Annotated in this window: 19 protein-coding genes; all 19 read right to left on the reverse strand. The window is 67.8% G+C overall.

Annotated features, from left to right (window positions below):
• Positions 1-21: 21 nt before the first annotated feature.
• The 19 genes from CNE_RS10410 to CNE_RS10500 all read right to left on the reverse strand — a co-directional run bounded on the left by CNE_RS10410 (position 22) and on the right by CNE_RS10500 (position 22,298).
• Positions 22-1,197, reverse strand: coding sequence for a sensor histidine kinase (locus CNE_RS10410; protein WP_013957099.1), 1,176 nt, complete (start codon positions 1,195-1,197; stop codon positions 22-24).
• Between the two features lie 62 nt (positions 1,198-1,259).
• Positions 1,260-1,628, reverse strand: coding sequence for a DUF962 domain-containing protein (locus CNE_RS10415; protein WP_013957100.1), 369 nt, complete (start codon positions 1,626-1,628; stop codon positions 1,260-1,262).
• A gap of 267 nt (positions 1,629-1,895) precedes the next feature.
• The gene (locus tag CNE_RS10420; protein ID WP_013957101.1) at positions 1,896-2,840 is read right to left on the reverse strand and encodes a CysB family HTH-type transcriptional regulator; all 945 of its coding nucleotides are present in this window, start codon (positions 2,838-2,840) and stop codon (positions 1,896-1,898) included.
• Entirely contained in the window at positions 2,837-3,946 is a 1,110-nt protein-coding gene (locus CNE_RS10425) for a sulfate/molybdate ABC transporter ATP-binding protein (protein ID WP_013957102.1), read from the reverse strand. The genes CNE_RS10420 and CNE_RS10425 overlap by 4 nt, the downstream gene beginning before the upstream one ends.
• Complete coding sequence (cysW, locus tag CNE_RS10430; RefSeq protein WP_013957103.1) at positions 3,943-4,872, reverse strand: sulfate ABC transporter permease subunit CysW; 930 nt, start codon at positions 4,870-4,872, stop codon at positions 3,943-3,945. The genes CNE_RS10425 and cysW overlap by 4 nt, the downstream gene beginning before the upstream one ends.
• 1 nt (position 4,873) lies before the next feature.
• Positions 4,874-5,836: a sulfate ABC transporter permease subunit CysT gene (gene cysT, locus CNE_RS10435; protein WP_013957104.1), complete on the reverse strand. Its 963-nt coding sequence runs from the start codon at positions 5,834-5,836 to the stop codon at positions 4,874-4,876.
• Positions 5,837-5,994: 158 nt separating this feature from the next.
• Positions 5,995-6,666, reverse strand: coding sequence for an RBBP9/YdeN family alpha/beta hydrolase (locus CNE_RS10440; RefSeq protein ID WP_013957105.1), 672 nt, complete (start codon positions 6,664-6,666; stop codon positions 5,995-5,997).
• Entirely contained in the window at positions 6,663-7,514 is an 852-nt protein-coding gene (locus CNE_RS10445) for an EAL domain-containing protein (RefSeq protein ID WP_013957106.1), read from the reverse strand. Before CNE_RS10445 ends, CNE_RS10440 begins: the two co-directional genes overlap by 4 nt.
• 187 nt (positions 7,515-7,701) lie before the next feature.
• Positions 7,702-8,619: an ATP-binding cassette domain-containing protein gene (locus tag CNE_RS10450; RefSeq protein WP_013957107.1), complete on the reverse strand. Its 918-nt coding sequence runs from the start codon at positions 8,617-8,619 to the stop codon at positions 7,702-7,704.
• A 35-nt stretch (positions 8,620-8,654) separates the two neighbouring features.
• The gene (ssuC, locus tag CNE_RS10455) at positions 8,655-9,458 is read right to left on the reverse strand and encodes an aliphatic sulfonate ABC transporter permease SsuC (protein ID WP_013957108.1); all 804 of its coding nucleotides are present in this window, start codon (positions 9,456-9,458) and stop codon (positions 8,655-8,657) included.
• 13 nt (positions 9,459-9,471) lie between these two features.
• Positions 9,472-10,635, reverse strand: coding sequence for an FMNH2-dependent alkanesulfonate monooxygenase (gene ssuD / locus CNE_RS10460; protein ID WP_011615572.1), 1,164 nt, complete (start codon positions 10,633-10,635; stop codon positions 9,472-9,474).
• A 35-nt stretch (positions 10,636-10,670) separates the two neighbouring features.
• On the reverse strand, positions 10,671-11,699 hold the full coding sequence (locus CNE_RS10465) for a sulfonate ABC transporter substrate-binding protein (RefSeq protein WP_013957109.1): 1,029 nt from the start codon (positions 11,697-11,699) through the stop codon (positions 10,671-10,673).
• Between the two features lie 158 nt (positions 11,700-11,857).
• The gene (ssuE, locus tag CNE_RS10470; RefSeq protein ID WP_013957110.1) at positions 11,858-12,481 is read right to left on the reverse strand and encodes an NADPH-dependent FMN reductase; all 624 of its coding nucleotides are present in this window, start codon (positions 12,479-12,481) and stop codon (positions 11,858-11,860) included.
• A gap of 73 nt (positions 12,482-12,554) precedes the next feature.
• Positions 12,555-13,559 (reverse strand): sulfate ABC transporter substrate-binding protein, encoded by a 1,005-nt coding sequence (locus CNE_RS10475; RefSeq protein WP_013957111.1) that lies wholly within the window; start codon positions 13,557-13,559, stop codon positions 12,555-12,557.
• 399 nt (positions 13,560-13,958) lie between these two features.
• On the reverse strand, positions 13,959-14,501 hold the full coding sequence (locus CNE_RS10480) for a ferritin-like domain-containing protein (protein WP_013957112.1): 543 nt from the start codon (positions 14,499-14,501) through the stop codon (positions 13,959-13,961).
• A gap of 280 nt (positions 14,502-14,781) precedes the next feature.
• Positions 14,782-17,370, reverse strand: a complete 2,589-nt coding sequence (gene clpB / locus CNE_RS10485; protein WP_013957113.1) for an ATP-dependent chaperone ClpB — start codon at positions 17,368-17,370, stop codon at positions 14,782-14,784.
• Positions 17,371-17,593: 223 nt separating this feature from the next.
• Positions 17,594-18,475 carry a MaoC/PaaZ C-terminal domain-containing protein gene (locus CNE_RS10490; RefSeq protein ID WP_013957114.1) on the reverse strand — a complete coding sequence of 294 codons (882 nt, stop codon included), beginning with the start codon at positions 18,473-18,475 and terminating at the stop codon, positions 17,594-17,596.
• Entirely contained in the window at positions 18,475-20,631 is a 2,157-nt protein-coding gene (gene phaZ2 / locus CNE_RS10495) for a D-(-)-3-hydroxybutyrate oligomer hydrolase (protein ID WP_013957115.1), read from the reverse strand. Before phaZ2 ends, CNE_RS10490 begins: the two co-directional genes overlap by 1 nt.
• A 122-nt stretch (positions 20,632-20,753) precedes the next feature.
• Positions 20,754-22,298, reverse strand: a complete 1,545-nt coding sequence (locus CNE_RS10500) for an acyl-CoA synthetase (RefSeq protein ID WP_013957116.1) — start codon at positions 22,296-22,298, stop codon at positions 20,754-20,756.
• Positions 22,299-22,308: the final 10 nt, after the last annotated feature.

Consider the following 22,308-nt stretch of genomic DNA (forward strand, 5'->3'; position numbering starts at 1 on the left):
GGCGTGCTGGCAGGCGGGCGCTCAGAGCCGTTGCATGGCCGGGGTCGATACTGGCATGCCCTCCGGCACGCTGGTGACTGTCTGGGTCAGGGTGGGCGCTTCGGCCGGGCGCTCCAGCGGCAGCGTCAGCCGCACCACCACGCCGCGCGGGGTGTTCTCTTCCATCTGCATGGAGGCCGCCGCGCCAAAGATGCGCGCCAGCCGCTCGCGCACATGGGTGATGCCCAGGCCCGAGCCCTTGCCCGAGGCATGGCCGAAGCCGACGCCGGTATCGGCGATGACGACCTGCACCGCATTGTCGCCGGCCGCGCGCGCCGACAGCTGGATATGGCCGCCGATCATGCAGGGCTCGATGCCGTGCGTGACCGCGTTTTCCACCAGCGGCTGGATCAGCATGGGCGGGATCTCTACCTTCGCCAGTTCCCGCGGCAGGTCAATGTCGAACGAGAGCCGCTGGCCGAAGCGCATACCCTGGATGTCCAGGTAGCTGCGCAGCAGCTCGAACTCCTGCCGCAGCGTGCATTGCTCGGCGCGGGTATGTGCCAGCGACATGCGCAGGAAACCGATCAGGCGCTGCAGCAGCTGGCGCGCGGCGGGCGGGTCGGTGGCGATCAACCCGTCGAGGTTGGCCAGCGAGTTGAACAGGAAATGCGGCTCGATCTGCGCCTGCAGCGCCATCAGCTGTGCGCGCACCAGTTGCTTTTCGGCTTCCTCGCGCTGCAGGGCGTCCAGCGCGGCTTGACGCTCCAGCGAGGCCAGCTTCTCGCGCGACCAGTAGAAATAGATCATCGAGGCCGCGGCCAGCATGCCCACCACCAGGCACATGCGCAGCATGCCGCCGGCTTCGTCCGCCGATTTGGGCGGCAGGTCCAGCACCACGCGCGTGGCCCAACTGCCGAACACCACGCCTGCGGGCACCGCGGCGGCGGCCAGCAGCAGGAAGGGCCAGCGGCGCGGCCGGTCGTTCCACCAGATCACCACGCGCGGAATGTCGATCAGCACCCAGATCGACAGGCCGATCAGCTGGCTGTAGACAAAGTTGTGCCACAGGCTGCCGCCGGTCTGGAAGCCGTAGTTCAGGCTGATGGCGATCACCGAGTTCATGCACAGCACGAACAGCAGGTCGCGCCCGAGGATATTGAGCCGGGAGGGGATGGCGGTGGCGACGTTGGAGAAGCAGCGGTCCATGGCGTTCATGTTAGCGCGGACTGAGCCTGGCGCAATGCGGGAATGTGATGAGGCGGGCAGCGCGGGCCACCTCAGCCACCCAGCCCGGCACGCCGGCCGGCCAGCGCGCGCCACCATTGCCCGGACAGCACATAGCGGGGGAATGTGATCCACTGCTCGGCCAGGATGCGGCCCGCGATGTCCGCCGGCCCGGCAAAGGGTTCCGGTGCATGGGCTTCCAGCCGGTGTCCGCGGCCCTGCAGCGCCATCGACATGCCCATGCACACCAGCCCCAGCGCCACCGCTGGCAGGCTCAGGTGCAGCAGGCCGTAGAGGCCCAGCACGGTGCCGGCCATGAACATCGGCACGGCCACGATATGCAGCAGCAGGTTGCGGGGATGCTGGTGGTTGCGGGCATAGCCGCGCCACTGCCAGCGCAGCAGCGGTTCGTCTTCGCGCATGATCGTCTCTCTCTCCCTTGCCCGGCCCTTGCAGACCGGCGGCCGCGCGCAAGCTTTGTTGCGCTGCGGTACACGTGCGACGCTCGCCGGACGGCAAGCCGCGGGCACGTGCAAGGAATGTACCCCTCACCCGGGCACGAAGAAAGTCTCTTGCGACGAACGGCGGGCACGGGGCGCGAACGGCACCGTGCCGGAGCGGATGGCGCAGGCCGGCGGCGCTCGGGTGCCCCCTGCGCCGCCTGGCCGCCGCCCGCGGTCAGGCCGGAATCAGGCCGCCAGGGCTTGGCGCTCTTGCTCTGAGAGCGCGCTGCTGACGGTGTCGGGCGACAGGTGCGGCGCGAACATGTTGATAAAGGCGTGCGCATAGCCGCGCAGGTAAGCGCCCCGCCGCACCGCCACGCTGGTGGTGTTGGGCGCGAACAGGTGGTCGGCCGAGATCCGCACCAGGCCGGAATCCTTGCGCTCGTCATAGGCCATCGAGGCAATGATGCCCACGCCCAGGTCCAGTTCGGCGTAGGTCTTGATCACGTCGGCGTCCAGCGCGGTCAGCACGATCTCCGGCTGCAGGCCGGCCTCGGCAAAGGCGCTGTCGATCTTGCGGCGGCCGGTGAAGCCGGCGTCGTAGGTGATGAGCTGGAAGCCGGCCACGTCTTCGAGCGTCGGCTCGGGCAGGCGCGTGAGCGGATGGCCGGGCGAGACCACCAGCACGTGCCGCCAGCTGTAGGCCTCGAACGAGGTCAGCCCGGCCTCGGTGGCCAGGGCCTCGGTGGCGATGCCGATATCGGCCTGCCCCGTCAGCAGCAGCTCAACGATATGCGTGGGAGACGCCTCCTGCAGTGCCAGCGTCACATGCGGGTATTCGCGGCGGAATGCCTGCACCACGCGCGGCAGTGCATAGCGCGCCTGGGTGTGGGTGGTGGCAACGGTCAGGCGGCCGGTATGGCGGCCGGCGTATTCGTCGCCGGCCTGGCGCAGGTTCTCGGCCTCAAGCAGCAGGCGTTCGACGATGCGCACGATCTCGCGCCCCGGCTCGGTCAGCCCGGTCAGGCGCTTGCCGTAGCGCTCGAAGATCTCCACGCCCAGTTCTTCTTCCAGCTCGCGGATCTGGCGCGACACGCCGGGCTGCGAGGTGTAGAGCGCATTGGCGACTTCGGTCAGGTTGAACTGGCGGCGCACCGCCTCGCGGATCGATCGGAGTTGCTGGAAGTTCATGTCGTCGCCTTTTCTTGTTGGGTGGACGTGGTACGCGGTTGCGTGAACACACGCAGCTGGCGCGGGCGCACCGCGAGCAGTTCGCCTTCGCGGAAGCCCGCGTGGCGGAAGCGCTCAAGCGGCAGCGCGACTTCGATCACGTCCTGATTGTCTTCGCGTTCGAGCTCAAGCTGCGCGACCGGGCCCAGCGTCAGCGCGCGGCGCAGCGTCACGGCGATGCCGTCGGCGCCGGGCGCGTAGCGCTCCAGGTCCAGGTCATGCGGGCGCACATAGGCCACCGCGTCGCCGGCGGTCTCATGGCCGCTGCCGACCACCGGCAGCACCGCTTCGCCGGTATGCAGCAGGCCGCCGCTCTCGCCCACCTCCAGCCGGCCGTGGAACAGGTTCACGTTGCCGAGGAAGCCGAACACGAAGGGCGTGGCCGGATGGTTGTAGACCGCCTCGGGCGAGCCGTACTGCTCCACGTGGCCGCGGTTCATCAGCACCACCTGGTCGGCCACTTCCAGCGCCTCTTCCTGGTCATGGGTGACGAACACGCTGGTCACGTGCAGTTCATCGTGCAGGCGGCGCAGCCAGCGGCGCAGCTCCTTGCGCACCTTGGCGTCAAGCGCACCGAAGGGTTCATCCAGCAGCAGCACGCGCGGCTCCACCGCCAGCGCGCGGGCCAGCGCGATACGCTGGCGCTGGCCGCCGGAGAGCTGCGACGGGTAGCGGTCGGCCAGCCAGTCGAGCTGCACCAACTCCAGCAGCGAACGCACCTTGTCGCGGATCTGCGCTTCGCTCGGGCGCTCGGCGCGCGGCTTGACGCGCAGGCCGAAGGCCACGTTCTCGAACACGCTCATATGCTTGAACAGCGCATAGTGCTGGAACACGAAGCCCACCTGGCGCTGGCGCACATGCTGATCCGAGGCATCGCGCCCGGCCAGCACGATCTGGCCCGCGTCGGCGCGCTCCAGGCCGGCGATGATGCGCAGCAGCGTGGTCTTGCCGCAGCCGGACGGCCCCAGCAGCGCGGTCAGCTCGCCCTCGTCGAAATCGAGCGAGACGTTGTCCAGCGCGACAAAGTCGCCAAAGCGCTTCTCTACGTTCTTGACCTGGATACTCATGATGCTTGTCCTTGCAAACTTGCCAGCGGCCGCTCGGGTGCAGCCTCTTCGGTTTCCTTGCGGGCGCGGAATTCCACCAGCGTCTTGATGCCGAGGGTGACCAGTGCCAGCAGTGTCAGCAGCGAGGCCACCGCAAAGGCCGCCGCGAAGTTGTACTCGTTGTAGAGGATCTCCACATGCAGCGGCATGGTGTTGGTCAGCCCGCGGATATGGCCCGACACCACCGACACCGCGCCGAACTCGCCCATCGCCCGTGCATTGCACAGGATCACGCCGTACAGCAGGCCCCAGCGGATATTGGGCAGCGTGATATGGCGGAAGGTCTGCCAGCCCGAGGCGCCCAGCACGATCGCGGCCTCTTCTTCTTCACTGCCCTGCGCCTGCATCAACGGGATCAGCTCGCGCGCAACAAAGGGGAAGGTCACGAAGATGGTCGCCAGCACGATGCCCGGCACCGCGAACATGATCTTGATGTCGTGCGCTTCCAGCCACGGCCCCAGCCAGCCCTGCGCGCCGAACAGCAGCACGTAGACCAGGCCGGAGATCACCGGCGACACCGAGAACGGCAGGTCGATCAGCGTGATCAGCAGGTTCTTGCCGCGGAAGTCGAACTTGGCAATGGCCCACGCCGCCGCCACGCCGAACACCACGTTCAGCGGCACCGCGATCGCCGCCACCGTCAGCGTGAGCTGGATCGCGGCGAGTGCGTCGGGTTCGATCAACGCTTCCCAGTAGGTCTGCACGCCCTTGCGCAAGGCTTCATAGAACACCGAGGCCAGCGGCACGAACAGGAACAGCGTGAGGAACAGCACTGCCACCGTGATCAGCGTGTAGCGCACCCACGGCGCTTCGCCAGTGGCGTCAAACCTGTGATGGGCCTGGGCGTTGGCTTGCCCGCCCAAGCGTCCCGCAACTGCGCCGGCCATGTCAGAACTCCTTGCCCGTGGCGGGCGCTTCGGGTGCCAGCGCGGCGCGCACACCGGATTGATGGCGGCGCGTCCAGGCCTGCAGCAGGTTGATCAGCAGCAGCAGACCGAAGGAAATCACCAGCATCACCACCGCCACCGCGGTGGCGCCGGCATAGTCGTATTGCTCCAGCTTGGAATAGATCATCAGCGGCGCGATCTCGGACACCATCGGCATGTTGCCGGAGATAAAGACCACCGAGCCGTACTCGCCGGTGGCGCGCGCGAACGACAGGGCAAACCCGGTCAGCAGCGCCGGCAGGATGGCGGGCAGGATCACGCGCTGGAAGGTCTGCAGGCGGTTGGCGCCCAGGCTCGCGGCCGCTTCTTCCAGCTCCTGCTCAACGTCCTCCAGCACCGGCTGCACCGTGCGCACCACGAACGGCAGGCCGATAAAGGTCAGCGCCACCACCACGCCCAGCGGCGTGAACGCGACCTTGATGCCGAGCGGCTCAAGATAGCGGCCAATCCAGCCATTGCCGGCGAACAGCGCCGTCAGCGCAATACCGGCCACCGCCGTGGGCAGCGCGAACGGCAGGTCCACCAGCGCGTCGATCAGGCGCTTGCCCGGGAAGCGGTAGCGCACCAGCACCCAGGCCACCACCAGCCCGAACACCGTATTGACGATGGCCGCCACCAGCGACGCGCCAAAGCTCAGCTGCAGCGACGCCACCACGCGCGGCGCCGTGACCGAGGTCCAGAACGCGTCCCACGTCATCGTGAACGTCTTCAGGAACGCGGCCGACAGCGGGATCAGGACGATCAGCGTCAGGTAGAACAGCGTGAAGCCGAGCGACAGGCCGAAGCCGGGCAGCACGGTAAAGCGCTGCCTGGACGGGTTGCGCGGCGCGCGCGTGGCGCTGGAGTCAGGGGCACGGGGAGCGGCTGGCGGCGGATTGTCCGCCAGGGAAATGGATGGAGGCATGTCGTCTCGTCTGTGAGCGGTGCGCCGCCGGACCCTGATGGCTGGTCCCGGCGGGCCGTTCTTTATGACGCCAGCGCATATTGCGCCGGCCTACGAGACAGATTCTGCAGAGTCGTCCTTATAAACAGAACGAATCTTTATGAATTTTCTTAGACGGTTTAGATATAAGGGACGGTAGACACAACCTCGATGCCAGACTCCCAGGCGGCGGATAACTCACTTATGGAGCCGGCATCGCCTGCCTGCGCGATGCGCTGGACCAGGGTATCGAGCAGCGCGAGGCCTTCAGGCCACTCGCCCAGTGCGGAATCGGCATTGATGTGGCCCAGGCTGCCCGCATCGACCAGCTCACTGCCCCACAGCGTGCCCCAGCTGAAAGCGGTGCGCTGCGGCATCCAGGGATCGTTGCAGCTGGCTACCAGGATGGTCGGGAACGGCAGCCGGTAGGCCGGCAGCAGCGCCGCCACGCCAAATTTGTCCGGATCGGCCGGCGCCACCAGCAATGCGCCGGCAATGCCGACCGGATCCAGCGCCGCCTGGCGCAGCGACGCCAGGCAGCCAAAGCTGTGCGCCACCAGCACCGCGCCGCGCGCGGCCACGCGCTGGGCGCGCATCACGCCTTCGGAGACACGCTCGGCCCACAGCGGCAGGCTCGGGCGCGACCAGTCGTGCTGCTCCACCCGCTGCCAGTCCGGGAAGCGCTGCTCCCAGCGGCTCTGCCAGTGTCCCGGGCCGCTGCCATGCAGCCCTGGCACGGTCAGCACCTGCAGGTGCCGCGGGATGTCCAGGCGCGTGCCATGAGCGCCGGAAAGCCGGTTCGCTTGCGTCATACCACCTCCTTGTCCAATGCATGCGCGGCGCTCGCCAGGCCTGCGCGCAGCCCTGCCGCACTGACCGGCGCGCCGGCGAAGGCGCCCTGCCCCAGGCCGATGCCCGCGGCCTGCAGGCGCTCGATGCTTTCGGCGTTCTGCAGGCGCCGCCCGATCAGCGTTACGCCGGCACTGGCCGCGCTGGCACGCAGGCCCGACAGCTGGCGGTCGGTCCAGGTGCGGCGCATGTCCAGCTTGAGCCAGTCCGGCAACGCGTGCGCCATCAGTGCACCGGCTTCCGCCGGATCCGACGCCTGCAGGCTTACCGCGAAACCGTTGCGCCGATAGTTGCCAACGACATGCAACAGCAGTGACAGGTCGTCATTGGCGCTGGCCGGCACCTGGATCACAAAGCGCTCCAGCGGCAGGCCCAGCGATTGCAATGCGCGCCGGAAGGCAGCGCCGTGGTCGTCGGTGACCGCGGCCAGCAGCCGGTTATGCACGTTCAGCACCAGCTTGTGCTCGCCCTCGGCGGCAAAGTAGTTGATGGCATGCAGCAGGCGCGAAAGCCGGTCCAGCGACACCAGGGTGTTGTCGTCGGCCGCCATCGCAAACAGCTTCCATGCCGCCAGGCCCACGCCGTCCTCTGCGTACGTGTGGATCGAACCCTCATGTGCCACCACCTGCCGGTCTGCCAGCGTCACCAGCGGCTCGAACGCGCTGGTCAGCGAGCAGTTGAAGAACTGGCCCTGCACCTGCCCGCGCGCGTCGCGCCACAATTGCCGGTCAGCCAGCGGCTGGCGCGGCAGCGATTCCAGATAACGTTGGAGCGCAGGCACTGCGCCCGCGGGTTCATGCACGCCTGGCATGGCATTCCTTCGGTTGACCGGGCCCCTCGGCCTCGTGGTCGGATTAGTGATGACGGGCGCTCCATGCGCCCTCTGTGCTGTCGCACCGCATCGGCCTGCCTGCTCATGATAGGAGGTCAGCGGGCGCGAGCGAATGAAGATTACGGCCTGTCGATATGCGCGGCGCACATTGCCGCAGGTGGCACGGTCAAGTTGCCCAGCTCACGTTCAGCTGCGCGGTCGTGGCGCCAGGTTCGGCATGCGCACCGGCATGCGACGGTACCTGCCCCTGCGCCTGCGGCGCTTGCCGCATCACCCGCTGCAGCACCTTCGCCTCCAGTCGCGCAAAGCCAGCCGCGCCGCGTTCGCGCGGGCGCGCCAGCGCCACGCGCTCATCCATGGCGATGCGGCCCTCCTCAATCAGCACGATGCGGTCGGCCAGCGCCACCGCTTCGGACACGTCGTGCGTGACCAGCAGCGCCGTGAAGCCAAGGCGGCGCCACAGCGACTCAATCAGCCCCTGCATCTCGATGCGCGTGAGCGCATCCAGCGCGCCCAGCGGCTCGTCCAGCAGCAACAGCTGCGGGTGGTGGACCAGCGCACGCGCCAGGGCCACGCGCTGGCGCTGGCCACCGGACAGCCGTGCGGGCCAGGCCTGCGCGCGGTCGGCCAGGCCCACCTGCGCCAGCACATTGGCGGCTTCACTGCGGCGTGCGCGCGGCAGGCCCAGCGCGACGTTGTCCAGCACGCGCTTCCACGGCAGCAGCCTTGCGTCCTGGAACATCACGCGCACGTCGGCGTGCCGCGCGCGGCCTTTCGCCGCGGATTCACCGTCGACGGTGATGCTTCCGCCATCGGCCGCTTCCAGCCCCGCCACCAGCCGCAGCAGCGTGCTCTTGCCGCAGCCGCTGCGCCCGACGATCGCCAGGAACTCGCCCGGCGCCACGTCCAGCGCCACGTTGTGCAGCACTTCGCGGCCGTCATAGCGCTTGACCACCTGGCGCACGTGCAACGCCACACCACCCGCCGTGCGCGGCACCTCGGCCACCGGACGGGCCGCCTCGCGGCGCGCCAGGCCGGCTTCCAGTTCGGCCAAAGCCGCTTGTTCCACCGAATACATCTGCATCTCGATCTCCTTGCTTGATTGGGGCGACGGGCCGCTCAGGCCGCGGCGTAGCCCGGATGCCAGCGCAGCCAGTAGCGCTCAAGCCCGCGCGACAACCAGTCGGCCAGCTTGCCCAGCAGCGCATAGAGCAGGATGCCCACCAGCACCACGTCGGTTTGCAGGAACTCACGCGCGTTCATGGTCATGTAGCCGATGCCCGATTGCGCGGAGATGGTCTCCGCCACGATCAGCACCACCCACATCAACCCCAGCGCGAAACGCACGCCCACCAGGATGCCCGGCAGCGCGCCGGGCAGGATGACCTCGCGGTACAGCTGCCAGCCAGACAGGCCGTAGCTGCGCGCCATCTCCACCAGTCCCGTATCGACCGAGCGGATGCCGTGATACGTGTTCAGGTAGACCGGGAAGAACACGCCCAGCGACACCAGGAACAGCTTGGCAGTCTCGTCGATGCCGAACCACAGGATCACCAGCGGAATCAGCGCCAGCGCCGGGATATTGCGCACCATCTGCAGCGTGCTGTCGAGCAGCGTGGCCGCGGTGCGGAAGGTGCCGGTCAGCAGCCCCAGCAGCAGGCCCAGCCCGCCGCCGATGGCAAACCCCACCAGCGCGCGCCAGGTGCTGACCCCTACGTGCTTCCACAGCTCGCCCGAGCGCGCCAGTTCCCAGGCAGCCTGCACCACGGCCAGCGGGGCCGGCAGCACGCGGCTGGAGAGCCAGCCGTTCTGCGAGGCCAGCTGCCAGGCCACGATCAGCAGCACCGGCACGATCCACGGAGCCAGCGCGCGCGCCAGTGCCTGAGGTGCCTGACGCGGCGGCTGCGATAGAGGAGCGTTCATGGTTGCCCTCCCCTCAACTCTGCGCGGCGCGCGGCACGATGCCTGTCGCCATGACTTCACCGAACGGACCCGACAGCACCTTGCCCGGCAGCTTGTCGCGCACCGAGCGCGGCAGCAGCGGGAACACCAGTTCGGCAAAGCGGTAGGCCTCTTCCAGGTGCGGGTAGCCGGACAGCACGAAGGTGTCGATGCCCAGCTCGGCGTATTCGCGCATGCGCTCGGCCACGGTGTGCGGATCGCCCACCAGCGCGGTGCCGGCACCGCCGCGCACCAGGCCAACGCCAGCCCACAGGTTGGGGCTGATCTCCAGCGCCTCGCGCGTGCGGCGCGCGCCGCCCGCGTGCAGCGCGGCCATGCGGCGCTGCCCTTCGGAATCCATCTTGGCGAACACGGCTTGCGCACGCGCCACGGTCTCGTCATCGAGCCGGCTGATCAGATCATCGGCCGCAGCCCAGGCGGCGGCTTCGGTCTCGCGCACGATCACATGCAGGCGGATGCCGAACTTCACCGTGCGGCCATGGCGCGCGGCCTGGCGGCGTACGTCGTCGAGCTTCTGCGCCACGTCAGCGGGTGGCTCGCCCCAGGTCAGGTAGGTATCGACCTGCTCGCCGGCCAGCGCATGCGCCGGCGCCGACGAACCGCCGAAGTACACCGGCGGATGCGGCTGCTGCAGCGGCGGATAGAGGACGGTGGCACCTTTCACGCTCAGGTGCTTGCCCTCGTAGTCCACCTTGTCGCCGTCATGGCTGGCCGCCAGCACCTGGCGCCAGATGCGCAGGAACTCGGCCGAGGCCTCGTAGCGCGCGGTGTGGTCCAGGAACAGGCCGTCGCCTTCCAGCTCGGCGGTATCGCCGCCGGTGACCAGGTTGATCAGCAGCCGGCCGTTGGAGATGCGGTCGAAGGTTGCCGCCATCCGTGCGGCCAGCGTCGGCGCCATCAGGCCGGGGCGCACCGCGACCAGGAATTTCAGGCGCTGCGTGACGGCCGCCAGCGCCGATGCCGCCACCCATGGGTCTTCGCACGAGCGCCCGGTCGGGATCAGCACGCCTTCGTAGCCCAGCGTATCGGCGGCCACGGCAACCTGCTTCAGGTAATCGAAGCTAACCTCGCGCGCGCCTTCCGAAGTGCCGAGGTAGCGGCTGTCGCCGTGGGTGGGGATGAACCAGAATACCTGCATGTCGTTGTCCTTTTTGTTCCTGGCGATGGAGGTGGCTATCGCTTCGCCTGCTGCTGCGGCACGTCCCAGCGCGCATCGGCCACCTTGACCGGCTTGGGGATCAGCTTGAGCGAGTGGAAGGCGTCGGCGATGCGTTGCTGCTCGGCCATTACCTCGGCGCTGACCGGGCGTGCGCCGTAGGAGAAGCGCGAGACGGCAAGCTCAAGCACGTCGGCCGGCAGCCCGGTTTCGCCGGTCAGCACCGTGGTGGCCTCCTTGGGGTTCTTTTGCGCCCAGGTGCCCAGCGTGGCCAGTTCGTCCAGGATCAGGCTGACGATCTCCGGCTTTGCTTGTGCATAGGGGCGCGAGGCCAGGTAGAACTGGTGGTTGCTGACCACGTTCTTGCCATCCTCGCCGCGGCCATCGGCGAGCACGCGCGCGCCCAGTTGCTTCTCGGCTGCGGCGAGGAACGGGTCCCAGATCACCCAGGCATCGACCGCCCCGCGCTCGAAGGCGGCACGCGCATCCGCCGGCGGCAGGTAGACCGGCTGGATCTCGCTGTACGGGATGCCGGCCTTCTCCAGCTGGCGCACCAGCAGGTAATGCACGTTCGAGCCCTTGTTCAGCGCCACGCGCTTGCCGCGCAGTTCCGCCACCGAACGGAGCGCCGAGCCCTTGGGCACGACGATGGCCTCGGCCACCGGCGCCGGCGGCTCATTGCCGACGTAGACCAGGTGCGCCCCCGCGGCCTGCGCAAAGATCGGCGGCGCCTCGCCGACGGTGCCGAAATCGACGGCACCGACGTTCAGCCCCTCAAGCAGTTGCGGCCCGGCGGGGAACTCGGTCCATTTGACGGTGATGCCTTGCGGCGCCAGGCGTTTTTCCAGCGAGCCGCGCGCCTTCAGCAGCGTCAGCGTGCCGTATTTCTGGTAACCGATGCGCAGCACCTTGGGGTCGATGTTCTTCGACTGCGCTTCGGCGCGGCCGGGCAGTAGTCCGTAGGCCAGGCCGGTGGCAAGCACCAGCGCGGCGGTAATCAGGCGGCGGCGCTGGCTGGCCGCGCGCAACAGGTTGGTCAGTGTCATGCGATGTCCTCCATGGCCCGGGGCAATGCCCTGCTGGCCGGATTGATGTCCAGGATGGTGGCGGCAGCACGCATCCCTGCCGGCCCCGCGTGGCGGGTGGCATGGCGTCGCTGCCGTCGCGCCGGGCAGGCCGGCGCCACTTCAGTCAATCAGTCAGTTCAGGCGGAACATCGCTCGGCCACCGCGATCGCGGCGGCGCGTTGGACCAGGGCGCCGGGCACCACATCGAGCGGCACCTCGATGCGCGAATGCGCCAGCGCATCGCGCACGCGCAGCACGCCCTCGTCCAGGCGTGCCGACAGCGCGGCATCGAAGCGCGCCTGGCGCACGCCGGCGGCTTCAACGGATTCGATCTGCTGGTCCACGGCAAAGATGCCGGGCAGGATCTGGCGCGAGCCCAGCGCGGACAGCACTGGGCGCAGCGCGTAGTCGATCGCCAGCGCATGGGCCAGGCTGCCGCCGGTGGCGATCGGCAGCACGATCTTGTCGCGCAGGCCGGTCTGCGGCAGCAGGTCCAGGAAGGCCTTGAGCAGGCCGCTGTAGGCGGCCTTGTAGACCGGCGTGGCCAGTACCACCACCTGCGCCTCGGACACGGCATGCGTGGCGGCGGCGATGACGGGGTCGTCCACGCGTGCCGCCAGCAGCGGGCCTGCGGGCAGGTCGCGCAGGTCGAGGTGGCGGGTGCGTTCGCCGGCAGCCTCAAGCGTGGCACGCAGGTGCGCCAGCACTAAGCCGGAGCGGGACTGGACCGACGGGCTGCCGGAGAGCGTCAGGATGGACATCGGGCTTCCTTATTCTGATGGACCGGTCGGCGCCGCGGCCGCCCCACGCGGCCCGGCGCGCCGGCCTCGTGGTTTATTTCTTGCCGGGCTGGTAGATCTGGTCGAACGTGCCGCCATCGGCAAAGTGGGTCTTCTGGGCTTTCTGCCATCCGCCGAAGGCTTCATCGATGGTGAACAGCTTCACCTTCGGGAAGTTGGCCGCGTACTTGGCCGCCACCTTCTCCGAGATCGGGCGGTAGTAGTTCTTCGCCGCGATCTCCTGGCCTTCTTCGGTGTACAGGAACTGCAGGTAGGCCTCGGCCGCCTTGCGCGTGCCCTTCTTGTCGACCACCTTGTCGACCACGGCCACCGGCGGCTCGGCCAGGATCGACACCGACGGCGCGACGATATCGAACTTGTCCGGGCCCAGTTCCTTGATGGCCAGGATGGCTTCGTTCTCCCACGCGATCAGCACATCGCCCAGGCCGCGCTCGACAAAGGTGGTGGTGGCGCCGCGCGCGCCGGAATCCAGCACCGGCACATGCTTGAGCAACTCGCCGACAAACTCGCGCGCCTTGACGTCATTGCCGCCCGGCTGGCGCTGCGCATAGCCCCACGCCGCCAGGTAGTTCCAACGCGCGCCGCCGCTGGTCTTGGGGTTGGGCGTGATCACCTGCACGCCCGGCTTGACCAGGTCGCCCCAGTCCTTGATGCCCTTGGGGTTGCCCTTGCGCACCAGGAACACGATGGTCGAGGTGTACGGCGAGGCGTTGTGCGGCAGGCGCTTCTGCCAGTCCGGCTTGATCAGGCCCTTGTCCGCGATGGCGTCGATGTCATAGCCCAGCGCCAGCGTGACCACGTCGGCGTCCAGCCCGTCGATCACCGAGCGCGCCTGCTTGCCCGAGCCGCCGTGCGACTGGCGCACGGTCACGGCGTCGCCGCCTTGCGCCTTCCAGGCCTTGGCAAAGGCGGCATTGACGTCGACATACAGCTCGCGCGTCGGATCGTAGGAAACGTTCAGCAGGTTGGCGGCCGCTGCGGTCTGCGCCGCGCTCAGGGCGCCAAGTACGGCCAGGCTGATGGCCAGTTTGCGGATCATCTTGTATTGCTCCCGTCAGTGTCGTGAATGGGCGCGAGGCGCCTCTTGCCTTGTCCGCCTTGGGTGGCGGACTTGTGTCAGGAGCAAGACTACCGAGGGGCCTATCTGAACGGAACGAATGGTTTCGCCGATCCTTCGCTGTTTTTTGCATAAGATCGGACGGAAATATGGGCATGCCTGCGGGCGCAGGCGCGGCGGGCGCAGGTGGCGCACGCAGGTGGCGCAATCGGCACGCACAAAAGAAAACGCCCGCACCGGCAAGCCGGTGCGGGCGAAGTTTCCATTCTGGAAACGGGTAGACAAGTCATGAAGAGCGCCCCCGCATCTCCATGACAGGACGAATCTTATCGGGCAGGCCGCTGGCGCGGCTTGACCAATATCAAGTGCGTGGCGATCCGGTCAGCCGCCGGACTGCCGGCTCAGCAGGTCGGCCATCTCGTCGGCATGCTCCTCTTCGACGGCGAGGATGCCCTCCATCATCCGGCGCGAGGTCGGGTCGCGCTCGCCCAGGAACCGGATGATTTCCCGGTAGCTGTCAATGGCGATACGCTCGGCAACCAGGTCTTCCTTGATCATTTCGGTCAGCGAGGTGCCCGCCACATATTCCGCGTGCGATCGGCTGGTGAGGCCGTCCGGGGCAAAGTCGGGCTCGCCGCCCAGCTGGACGATGCGCTCGGCAATCTGGTCAGCATGACCTTGTTCCTCGTTGGAATGGGCCAGGAATTCATCCGCCACGCTTTTCGAGTTCGGACCCTTGGCCATGTAGTAGTGTCGGCGATAGCGCAGCACGCAGACGATTTCGGTGGCCAGCGCAGCGTTGAGCAGCTTCAGCACGGTATCGCGATCCGCGGCATAGCCCGCGGTCACGGCGCCATCATCGATGTGCTTGCGGGCGCGCTCGCGCAATGTCTTGACGTCTGAGAGGAAAGGCTTGTCGGTCATTGAAGGGCTCCTTGGGGATGCGGCTGCGTCAGCGCAGCGCCTTGTAGGGAAACTCAACCCTTGTGCAACGCGAGAAGTGTGCCACTCGGCGGATAGCGCGCGGAACGGCGCGTCTGGCGACGACCCGTGGCATCGTGGCGTGAAAAAATTGCACGGGGCGGGACCGCCTTACACGCAATGCGTGATGGCAAGACAAAAAAAACCCCTGCGTGGTATCGCAGGGGCCTGACTATGATCGACTGCTTGTGTGCTCCGGCAGTCTATCGAGCCATGGGTAGCCTTAGTCCAGCTTCCGCCCGAACGTGAACTCGCCATCGACATAATCCACCGGCACCACATCCTTGGCGGCGAACTTTCCCTCCAGGATGGCCCGTGCCACCGGGTTCTCGATCTGCTGCTGGATCGCACGCTTGAGCGGGCGCGCGCCAAACACCGGGTCGTAGCCCGCGCTGGCGATCTTCTCCAGCGCCGTCTCGCTCACCTCCAGCGTCATATCCATGCGGGCCAGGCGGGCCTGCAGGCGATGCAGCTGGATGCGTGCGATCGACTCGATATGCTTCTGGTCCAGCGCGTGGAACACCACGACTTCATCGATCCGGTTCAGGAACTCCGGCCGGAAATGCGTGCGCACTTCCTGCCAGACCGCGCCCTTGATCGCTTCCTGCGGCTCGCCGGTCATCGACTGGATGATCTGCGACCCGAGGTTGGACGTCATCACGATCACCGTGTTCTTGAAGTCCACCGTGCGGCCCTGGCCATCGGTCAGGCGGCCGTCGTCCAGCACCTGCAGCAGCACGTTGAAGACGTCCGGGTGGGCCTTTTCGACTTCATCGAGCAGCACCACGCTGTACGGCTTGCGGCGCACGGCCTCGGTCAGGTAGCCGCCTTCCTCGTAGCCCACGTATCCCGGCGGCGCGCCGATCAGGCGGCTGACGCTGTGCTTCTCCATGAACTCGCTCATGTCGATGCGGATCAGGTGCTCTTCCGAATCGAACATGAACTCGGCCAGGGCCTTGCACAACTCGGTCTTGCCGACACCGGTCGGGCCCAGGAACAGGAACGAGCCATAGGGCCGGTTCTCGTCCGCCAGGCCGGCACGCGAACGGCGGATGGCGTCGGACACCAGCCGCACGGCTTCGTCCTGGCCCACCACGCGCGCATGCAGGCGGTCTTCCATCTTCAGCAGCTTCTCGCGCTCGCCCTGCATCATCTTCGATACCGGGATGCCGGTGGCGCGGCTCACCACTTCGGCGATTTCCTCGGCGCCCACCTGGGTGCGCAGCAGCTTGTTGGGCTGCTTCTGCTCGCTGGCCTCGGCGTCGGTCGCGGCCTTGAGCTTGCCTTCCAGGCCCGGCAGCTTGCCGTATTGCAGCTCGGCCACCTTGTCCAGCTTGCCTTCGCGCTGCAGCTTGGCGATCTCCAGCTTGACCTTCTCGATCTCTTCCTTGAGCGCGGCCGTGCCCTGCGCGGCGCCCTTCTCGGCCTTCCAGATCTCGTCCAGGTCGGCGTACTCCTTCTCCAGGCGCGCGATTTCCTGCTCGATCAGCTCCAGGCGCTTCATCGACGCCTCATCGGTCTCTTTCTTGACCGCCTCGCGCTCGATCTTCAGCTGGATGGTGCGGCGCTCGAGCTTGTCCATCGACTCCGGCTTGGAATCGATTTCCATCTTGATGCGCGCGGCCGCCTCGTCGATCAGGTCGATCGCCTTGTCGGGCAGGAAGCGGTCAGTGATATAGCGATGCGACAGCTCCGCCGCGGCGACGATGGCCGGGTCGGTGATCTCCACGCCGTGGTGCAGCTCATACTTTTCCTGCAGCCCGCGCAGGATGGCAATGGTGGCCTCAACGCTCGGCTCATCCACTAGCACCTTCTGGAAGCGGCGCTCCAGCGCGGCGTCCTTCTCGATGTACTTGCGGTACTCGTCCAGCGTGGTGGCGCCGATGCAATGCAGCTCGCCGCGCGCGAGCGCGGGCTTGAGCATGTTGCCCGCGTCGATCGCGCCCTCGGCCTTGCCGGCGCCGACCATGGTGTGGATCTCGTCGATGAAGACGATGGTCTGGCCCTCGTCCTTGGCGACGTCGTTCAGCACCGCCTTCAGACGTTCCTCGAACTCACCGCGGTACTTGGCGCCGGCCAGCAGGCCGGCCATGTCCAGCACCAGCACGCGCTTGTTCTTCAGGCTCTCGGGCACTTCGCCGTTGACGATACGCTGCGCCAGGCCTTCGACGATCGCGGTCTTGCCCACGCCCGGCTCGCCGATCAGCACCGGGTTGTTCTTGGTGCGGCGCTGCAGGATCTGGATCGCGCGGCGGATCTCGTCGTCACGGCCGATCACGGGGTCGAGCTTGCCGATGCGGGCGCGCTCGGTCAGGTCGATGGTGTACTTCTTCAGTGCCTCGCGCTGGCCCTCGGCCTCTGCGCTGTTGACCGAATCGCCGCCGCGCACGGCCTGGATGGCCGACTCGAGCGACTTGCGGTTCAGGCCGTTTTCACGCGCGATGCGGCCGGCGTCGCCCTTGTCGTCGGCGACGGCCAGCAGGAACAGCTCGCTGGCGATGAACTGGTCGCCGCGCTTGATGGCTTCCTTCTCAGCGGCGTTGAGCAGGTTCACCAGGTCGCGGCCGATCTGGACCTCGCTGGTGCCCTGCACTTGCGGCAGGCGCTTGATGGCGGCGTCCAGCGCGCTCTGCAGGCCCTGCACGTTGACGCCGGCGCGCGCCAGCAGCGCCTTGGCGGCGCCGTCGTCCTGCGCCAGCAGCGCGCGCAGCAGGTGCTGCGGTTCGATGTATTGGTTGTCGTTGCCCAGTGCCAGGCTTTGCGCATCAGCCAGCGCTTCCTGGAACCGGGTGGTCAGCTTGTCAAGACGCATAAGGATTCCCTCTCTCGGATAAGGTCGTGTCCTGATGCGGGGGCCTCGGCGCCGGTCTTCGTTGCCGGAGCGCCCGTATGCCCTGCCGGACACTGGATGTCTTTCCGAAAGATAAGGCTTTGTCGCGACATTTCAAGGCCGCGCCGGTACGCAATGACCCCGATCCGCCGCTATGTCGGCAACCCCGGCTCCCACGCTCGCAAGTGCCGCAAGCGACATGCGGCTAGGCGGCGCGGCAGGCGCCCTTGTCCGCCAGGTTGCGCACCAGCACGAGTGATTCGCCCTGCACCACCACGCGCCCGTCCGCGCCCGTGACCACGCTGGCCAGGTTGACCAAGTCCTTGCCGGCGCGCAGCCGCACGATGCGCACGCATGCCGTCAGCGGCTCATCCAGCCGCGCGGCTGAAGCGAGGCGCAGCGACTGCTTCATCCACCCCGTGCCCCGTCCGGGCAGTTGCGTGCCGAGCAGGTCCGAGAACATGCCGGCCAGCAGCGGCAGCGGCACCACCGGCCCGCCAAACCCGCGCGCGCGGGCAAAGGCCGGATCGGCGTGATACGGGTTGGCGTCGCCGGTCAGGGTGATGTATTCGTCCAGGTCTGCCTGGGCGAAGGCGCGCGTCGCACGGGCTTCCTGACCAGGGCGCAGGCCGTAAAGGATGGCGTCGCCCGCCTCTGGCGCCTGTGCCGTCTCGCCGGGCAGCCAGGCCAGTGCGTCCGGCCCGGCATCCGGCAGCCAGAGCGATTCGCCCACGGCCGTAACGCGCGGCGCCTCGCCCGGCCCACCCGCGCTGCCAACGGTGGTGCCGTAGCGCGCCAGTCCGGCTGGCGCGTGCTGCGGCGCCAGCGCGATCTGCACCGTATCGCCAACGAAGGCCGGCGTCGGGAACATCAGCGTCTGCCCGACCGGCAACGCCGGCCCGGGCACCTGCCGCCAGGTGTGGGCGCACAGCAGCGAAAACAGGAACATGCCGTGCGCCACGGTGGCGCCGAAATGCGTGCCACGGGCAAAGGACGGATCGCAGTGGATCGGGTTGTCGTCGTGCGACAAGGCGGCGAAGCGGTCAAAGTCGCGCTGCGACAGCACGCGCGGCAGGGCATCGTTCATCAGTCAGGCACCTGTACGGTATTAGCGTTGACGGTAATCGCGTTGCCGGCCGCAGGCGATGCGGCGAACGGCGGCACGTTGGACGGCAGCAGCGTCGGCGCCGGCGTATTGAGGGTGCCCCCGCGCGGCGTGGTGCGCACCACCTGCGACGGCGGCAGCGCCTTGCCCGCGGTGAGGTTGTCGTAGACCGCATCCAGGGCCCGGTTCAGGTAGACGTGCAGCGGCACATAGCGGTTGCTGTAGCCCGGCACCAGGCCGATGAAGGCATCGAAGTGCTGGGCGTTCTCGACCTCCACGTATGACAGCTTGCTGGTCACCCCCTCCTGTTGCCGGTTCAGCCCGAGGTACGGGCGCGAGGTATGGTTGACCGGCAGCAGCCCGTCGCTGCGCCCGTGCACGATCACCGCCGGCTTGCCGCGCAGGTTGCCGTTGCGCAGCGTCAGCGCCTGGCCGGCTTGCAATGCGCGTGCCGCGGCGTCGGAGCCGGCCAGCAGGCTGCGCAGGCAGTTGGCGCCGTCGTAATTCAGGTCTGCCCGCAGCGTCAACGGTGAAACCGACGCCAGGTTCAGGTACGGGCCATGCTGCGGATCGAGGTCATTGATCAACTGGACCGGCGGCTGCGGCGGCACGCCGTTGCCGGTGGCGAACATCGACGCCAGCGCCGCGGGCGCGATTGCCGCGGGCTTCAGGTCGGTCAGCGTGCTGGCAAAGCTGTAGCCGCACAGCCGGTCGGTGACGCTGGCCTGCGCATACGCGTTGGCATAGTTGACCGAGATCGCGGCGGCGACGTCAAACACGGCCAGCGACGGGTGCAGATCGTCCGATTCCGCTTCCCAGCCAGCGGCACGCAGCGCCTGCAGCGCGCTGGCGCTCTGTTCGTCCGTGTTCGTGCCGCTCACCAGGCCCTTTTCCGCCAGCGTCTGGCAGCGGTTGGCAAAGAACGTCGCCGTGGCGGGGTTGGTGTAGAACGGCGCCTGGGTCAGCGCGGTGGCCCGCGCGGCGCAGTGCTGCAGCAGGTTGGCCGTGGTGGTGTAGTCGTACAGCGTGCGGCCCGAAGCCGCTACCGGCGTTGCGCCGCGTTGCACCACGATGCCGGTATTTGGCGGCATGTTCAGGTTGGGCTCGCCCACCGCCACGCCGTCGATCAGCCCGCCGGCATCCTGCTCGGCCGCCGCTACCGCGGCACCGCCGCCGTTGGACACGCTGGAGGCGATCACCACGATCCTGTCCTTGCCCAGGGTGCGCTGGCGGGTGCCGTTGGCCGACACGGCGCCAAAGCGGTCATTGATCGCCCAGATCGCAAATTCCACCGCCTGCAGCGTGAACTTGCCCCAGTCCTTCTCCGGGTTGCGCTGCGAATGCGCATGCTTGAACGCCAGCCGGTGCGGGTTGGCAGCGGTAAATTCCGCCAGCGAGGTGGCCCCCGCCGGCGCGGCAAACTGCGCGTTCTTGCCGGCCGCCGCGCGCGTGGCGCGGGTGCCGTCGATCAGCGGCACGGTGTCGGTATCCAGGTCATGCGGCGCGGCGCCGGTACCCTTGTCGGTATAGGCCACCGCGCAGCCGCGCTTCAGGCCCCACTCGCCAGTGGCGATGGCGCCATAGACGCCACGCGAACCGGATGAGGTGGCGGTGATCATGCACGGCTTCGACGTGTTGAACGACGCGGGGATCTGCACCAGCATGGTCACGTTCTGCTGGCCCGAGCCATCGTCCGAAAAGGCCAGGTACTCCACGCCGGCCACCTTGCCTTCGGAGCCGGTGACATTGCCCTGCGCGTCGACATTGGGGCCGTAGAGCGAGCCGTAGCCGCCGCTGGCGGTGGTGTCGACAATGGCACGATAGTTGGTATGGATCGCATAGCGCCGCAACTCCGCCGCGGTCGGCGCGGTGGGGTTGGCCGGCAGCGGCGCGGCCGCGCTGGCCAGGCCGTCCTTGCCCAGGCCCGCGGTCAGCAGGTCGTCGGTGGTGCCGTTGTAGCTGTTGATGGTGACCGTGCCGATATTCGCCGGCTTGGTATTGGGGTTGCTGCCGTTGCCGTTGTTGTTGTCATCGCCCGAACCGCAGGCGGCGGCCAGCATCGATGCGGCGGCCGCCAGCACCTTGAGCCTGAGGCGGCGATTCTGTTTCTGCTGCGGCGGGATCTGCGTGGAATGCATGTCAACCTCCTCCTGGCGCACCCGGATGGCCGGGGCTGTCGAGTTGTCTTCAGATCGAGGACTGCGGAGACTGCGAACTGCGGAAATCAAAAACACGGCAACGGCTGGCGCGGCCATGCACCTCAGCCAGAAAACTTTGCGCGCAGCTTGTGCTTTTCCACCTTGCCGGACGGCGTGCGCGGCAGCGCATCGAGAAAGCGTACATGGCGCGGCACCTTGTAGCCGGCCAGCTGCGCCTTGCAGTGGGCGATCACGGCATCGGCCTCCAGGGCTGCGCCCGGGCGCAGCACCACCAGCGCCATGCCGACCTCGCCCCAGCGCGCATCCGGCGCGCCGATCACGGCGGCCTCGGCCACGCCCGGCAGCTGGAACAGCACGCTCTCGACTTCGGCCGGATAGACGTTCTCGCCGCCGGAGATAAACATGTCCTTGGCCCGGTCGACGATGTAGTAGTCGCCGTCCTCGTCGCGGTAGGCGATATCGCCGGAATGGAGCCAGCCGTCGCGGATCGCGGCCGCGGTGGCCTCGGGCAGGTTCCAGTAGCCTGGCGTCACGCCGGGGCCCTTGATCAGCAGTTCGCCACGCTCGCCCGGGCCTACGTCCGCCCCAACCGCATCGACGATGCGCGTCAGCATCGACCCCACCGGCTTGCCGATGGTGCCGATCTTGCGGCGCGCGGTATCTTCGTCGCAGACAAAGACCGTGGGGCCGGTCTCGGTCATGCCGAAGCCGAAGCAGATGGTCACGCCCTTGGCCAGGTAGGCCTCCAGCAGCGGCCTGGGCACCGGCGAGCCCCCCGCCGACATATTGCGCACGCCGGCGAAGTCCGCCTGCGCGAAGCGCGGGTGCTGGCTCAGGAACAGGTACACCGCCGGCACCGCGAAGAACATGGTGATGCCCTCTCCGCTGGCGCGGTCGAGCTTGCCCAGCACCACCTGCGGCTCGAACTGCCGCATGATGTGCACCGTGCCGCCCGCGTGCAGCACCGGGTTGGCATACAGGTTCAGTCCGCCGGTGTGGAAGAACGGCAGCACGTTGAGGAACACGTCGTCGCGCGTGATCTTGTTGGCCAGCATCGCGTTGACGGCGTTGAAGTAGACCATGCCATAGGTCTGGATCACGCCCTTTGGCTTGCCGGTGGTGCCGGAGGTATAGAGCAGGTGCCAGACCTCGGACTCATCGCGGCACGGCATCTCGATGATGCGGCCGGAGGCGGCGTCGAGCACCGCCTCGTACTCGGTCCAGCCACCGGGAACGTCGGCGGCCTCGTCGTCGGCGAGGTGCAGCACCGCGCGCAACGGGATCGCGCGCGCCAGCTCGGCGGCCACGGCCAGGAAGCCGTCGCCGGCCACCAGCACCTCGGGCGTGCAGTCCTGCAGGATCGGCAGCAACTCTGCAGCCGGCAGGCGCCAGTTCAGGCACACCATCACCATGCCGGCCTTGGCGCAGCCATACAGCATCTCGAAATAGTCCGAGCTGTTGTGCGCCAGCACCGCCACGCGCGTGCCCGGCGCCAGTTGCAGGTGGTCACGCAGGTATTCCGCGAAGCGGCTGGCGCGTTCGTTGAAGTGGCGATAGGTCACCTGGCGGCCGCTCTCCACGTCTACCAGCGCGACCTTGTCGGGGAAATGCTGCGCGTTCTTGTGCAGCCAGTCGATGACGTACATGCGCTAGCCT

The sequence above is a fragment of the Cupriavidus necator N-1 genome (assembly GCF_000219215.1).
GTDB lineage: Bacteria > Pseudomonadota > Gammaproteobacteria > Burkholderiales > Burkholderiaceae > Cupriavidus > Cupriavidus necator.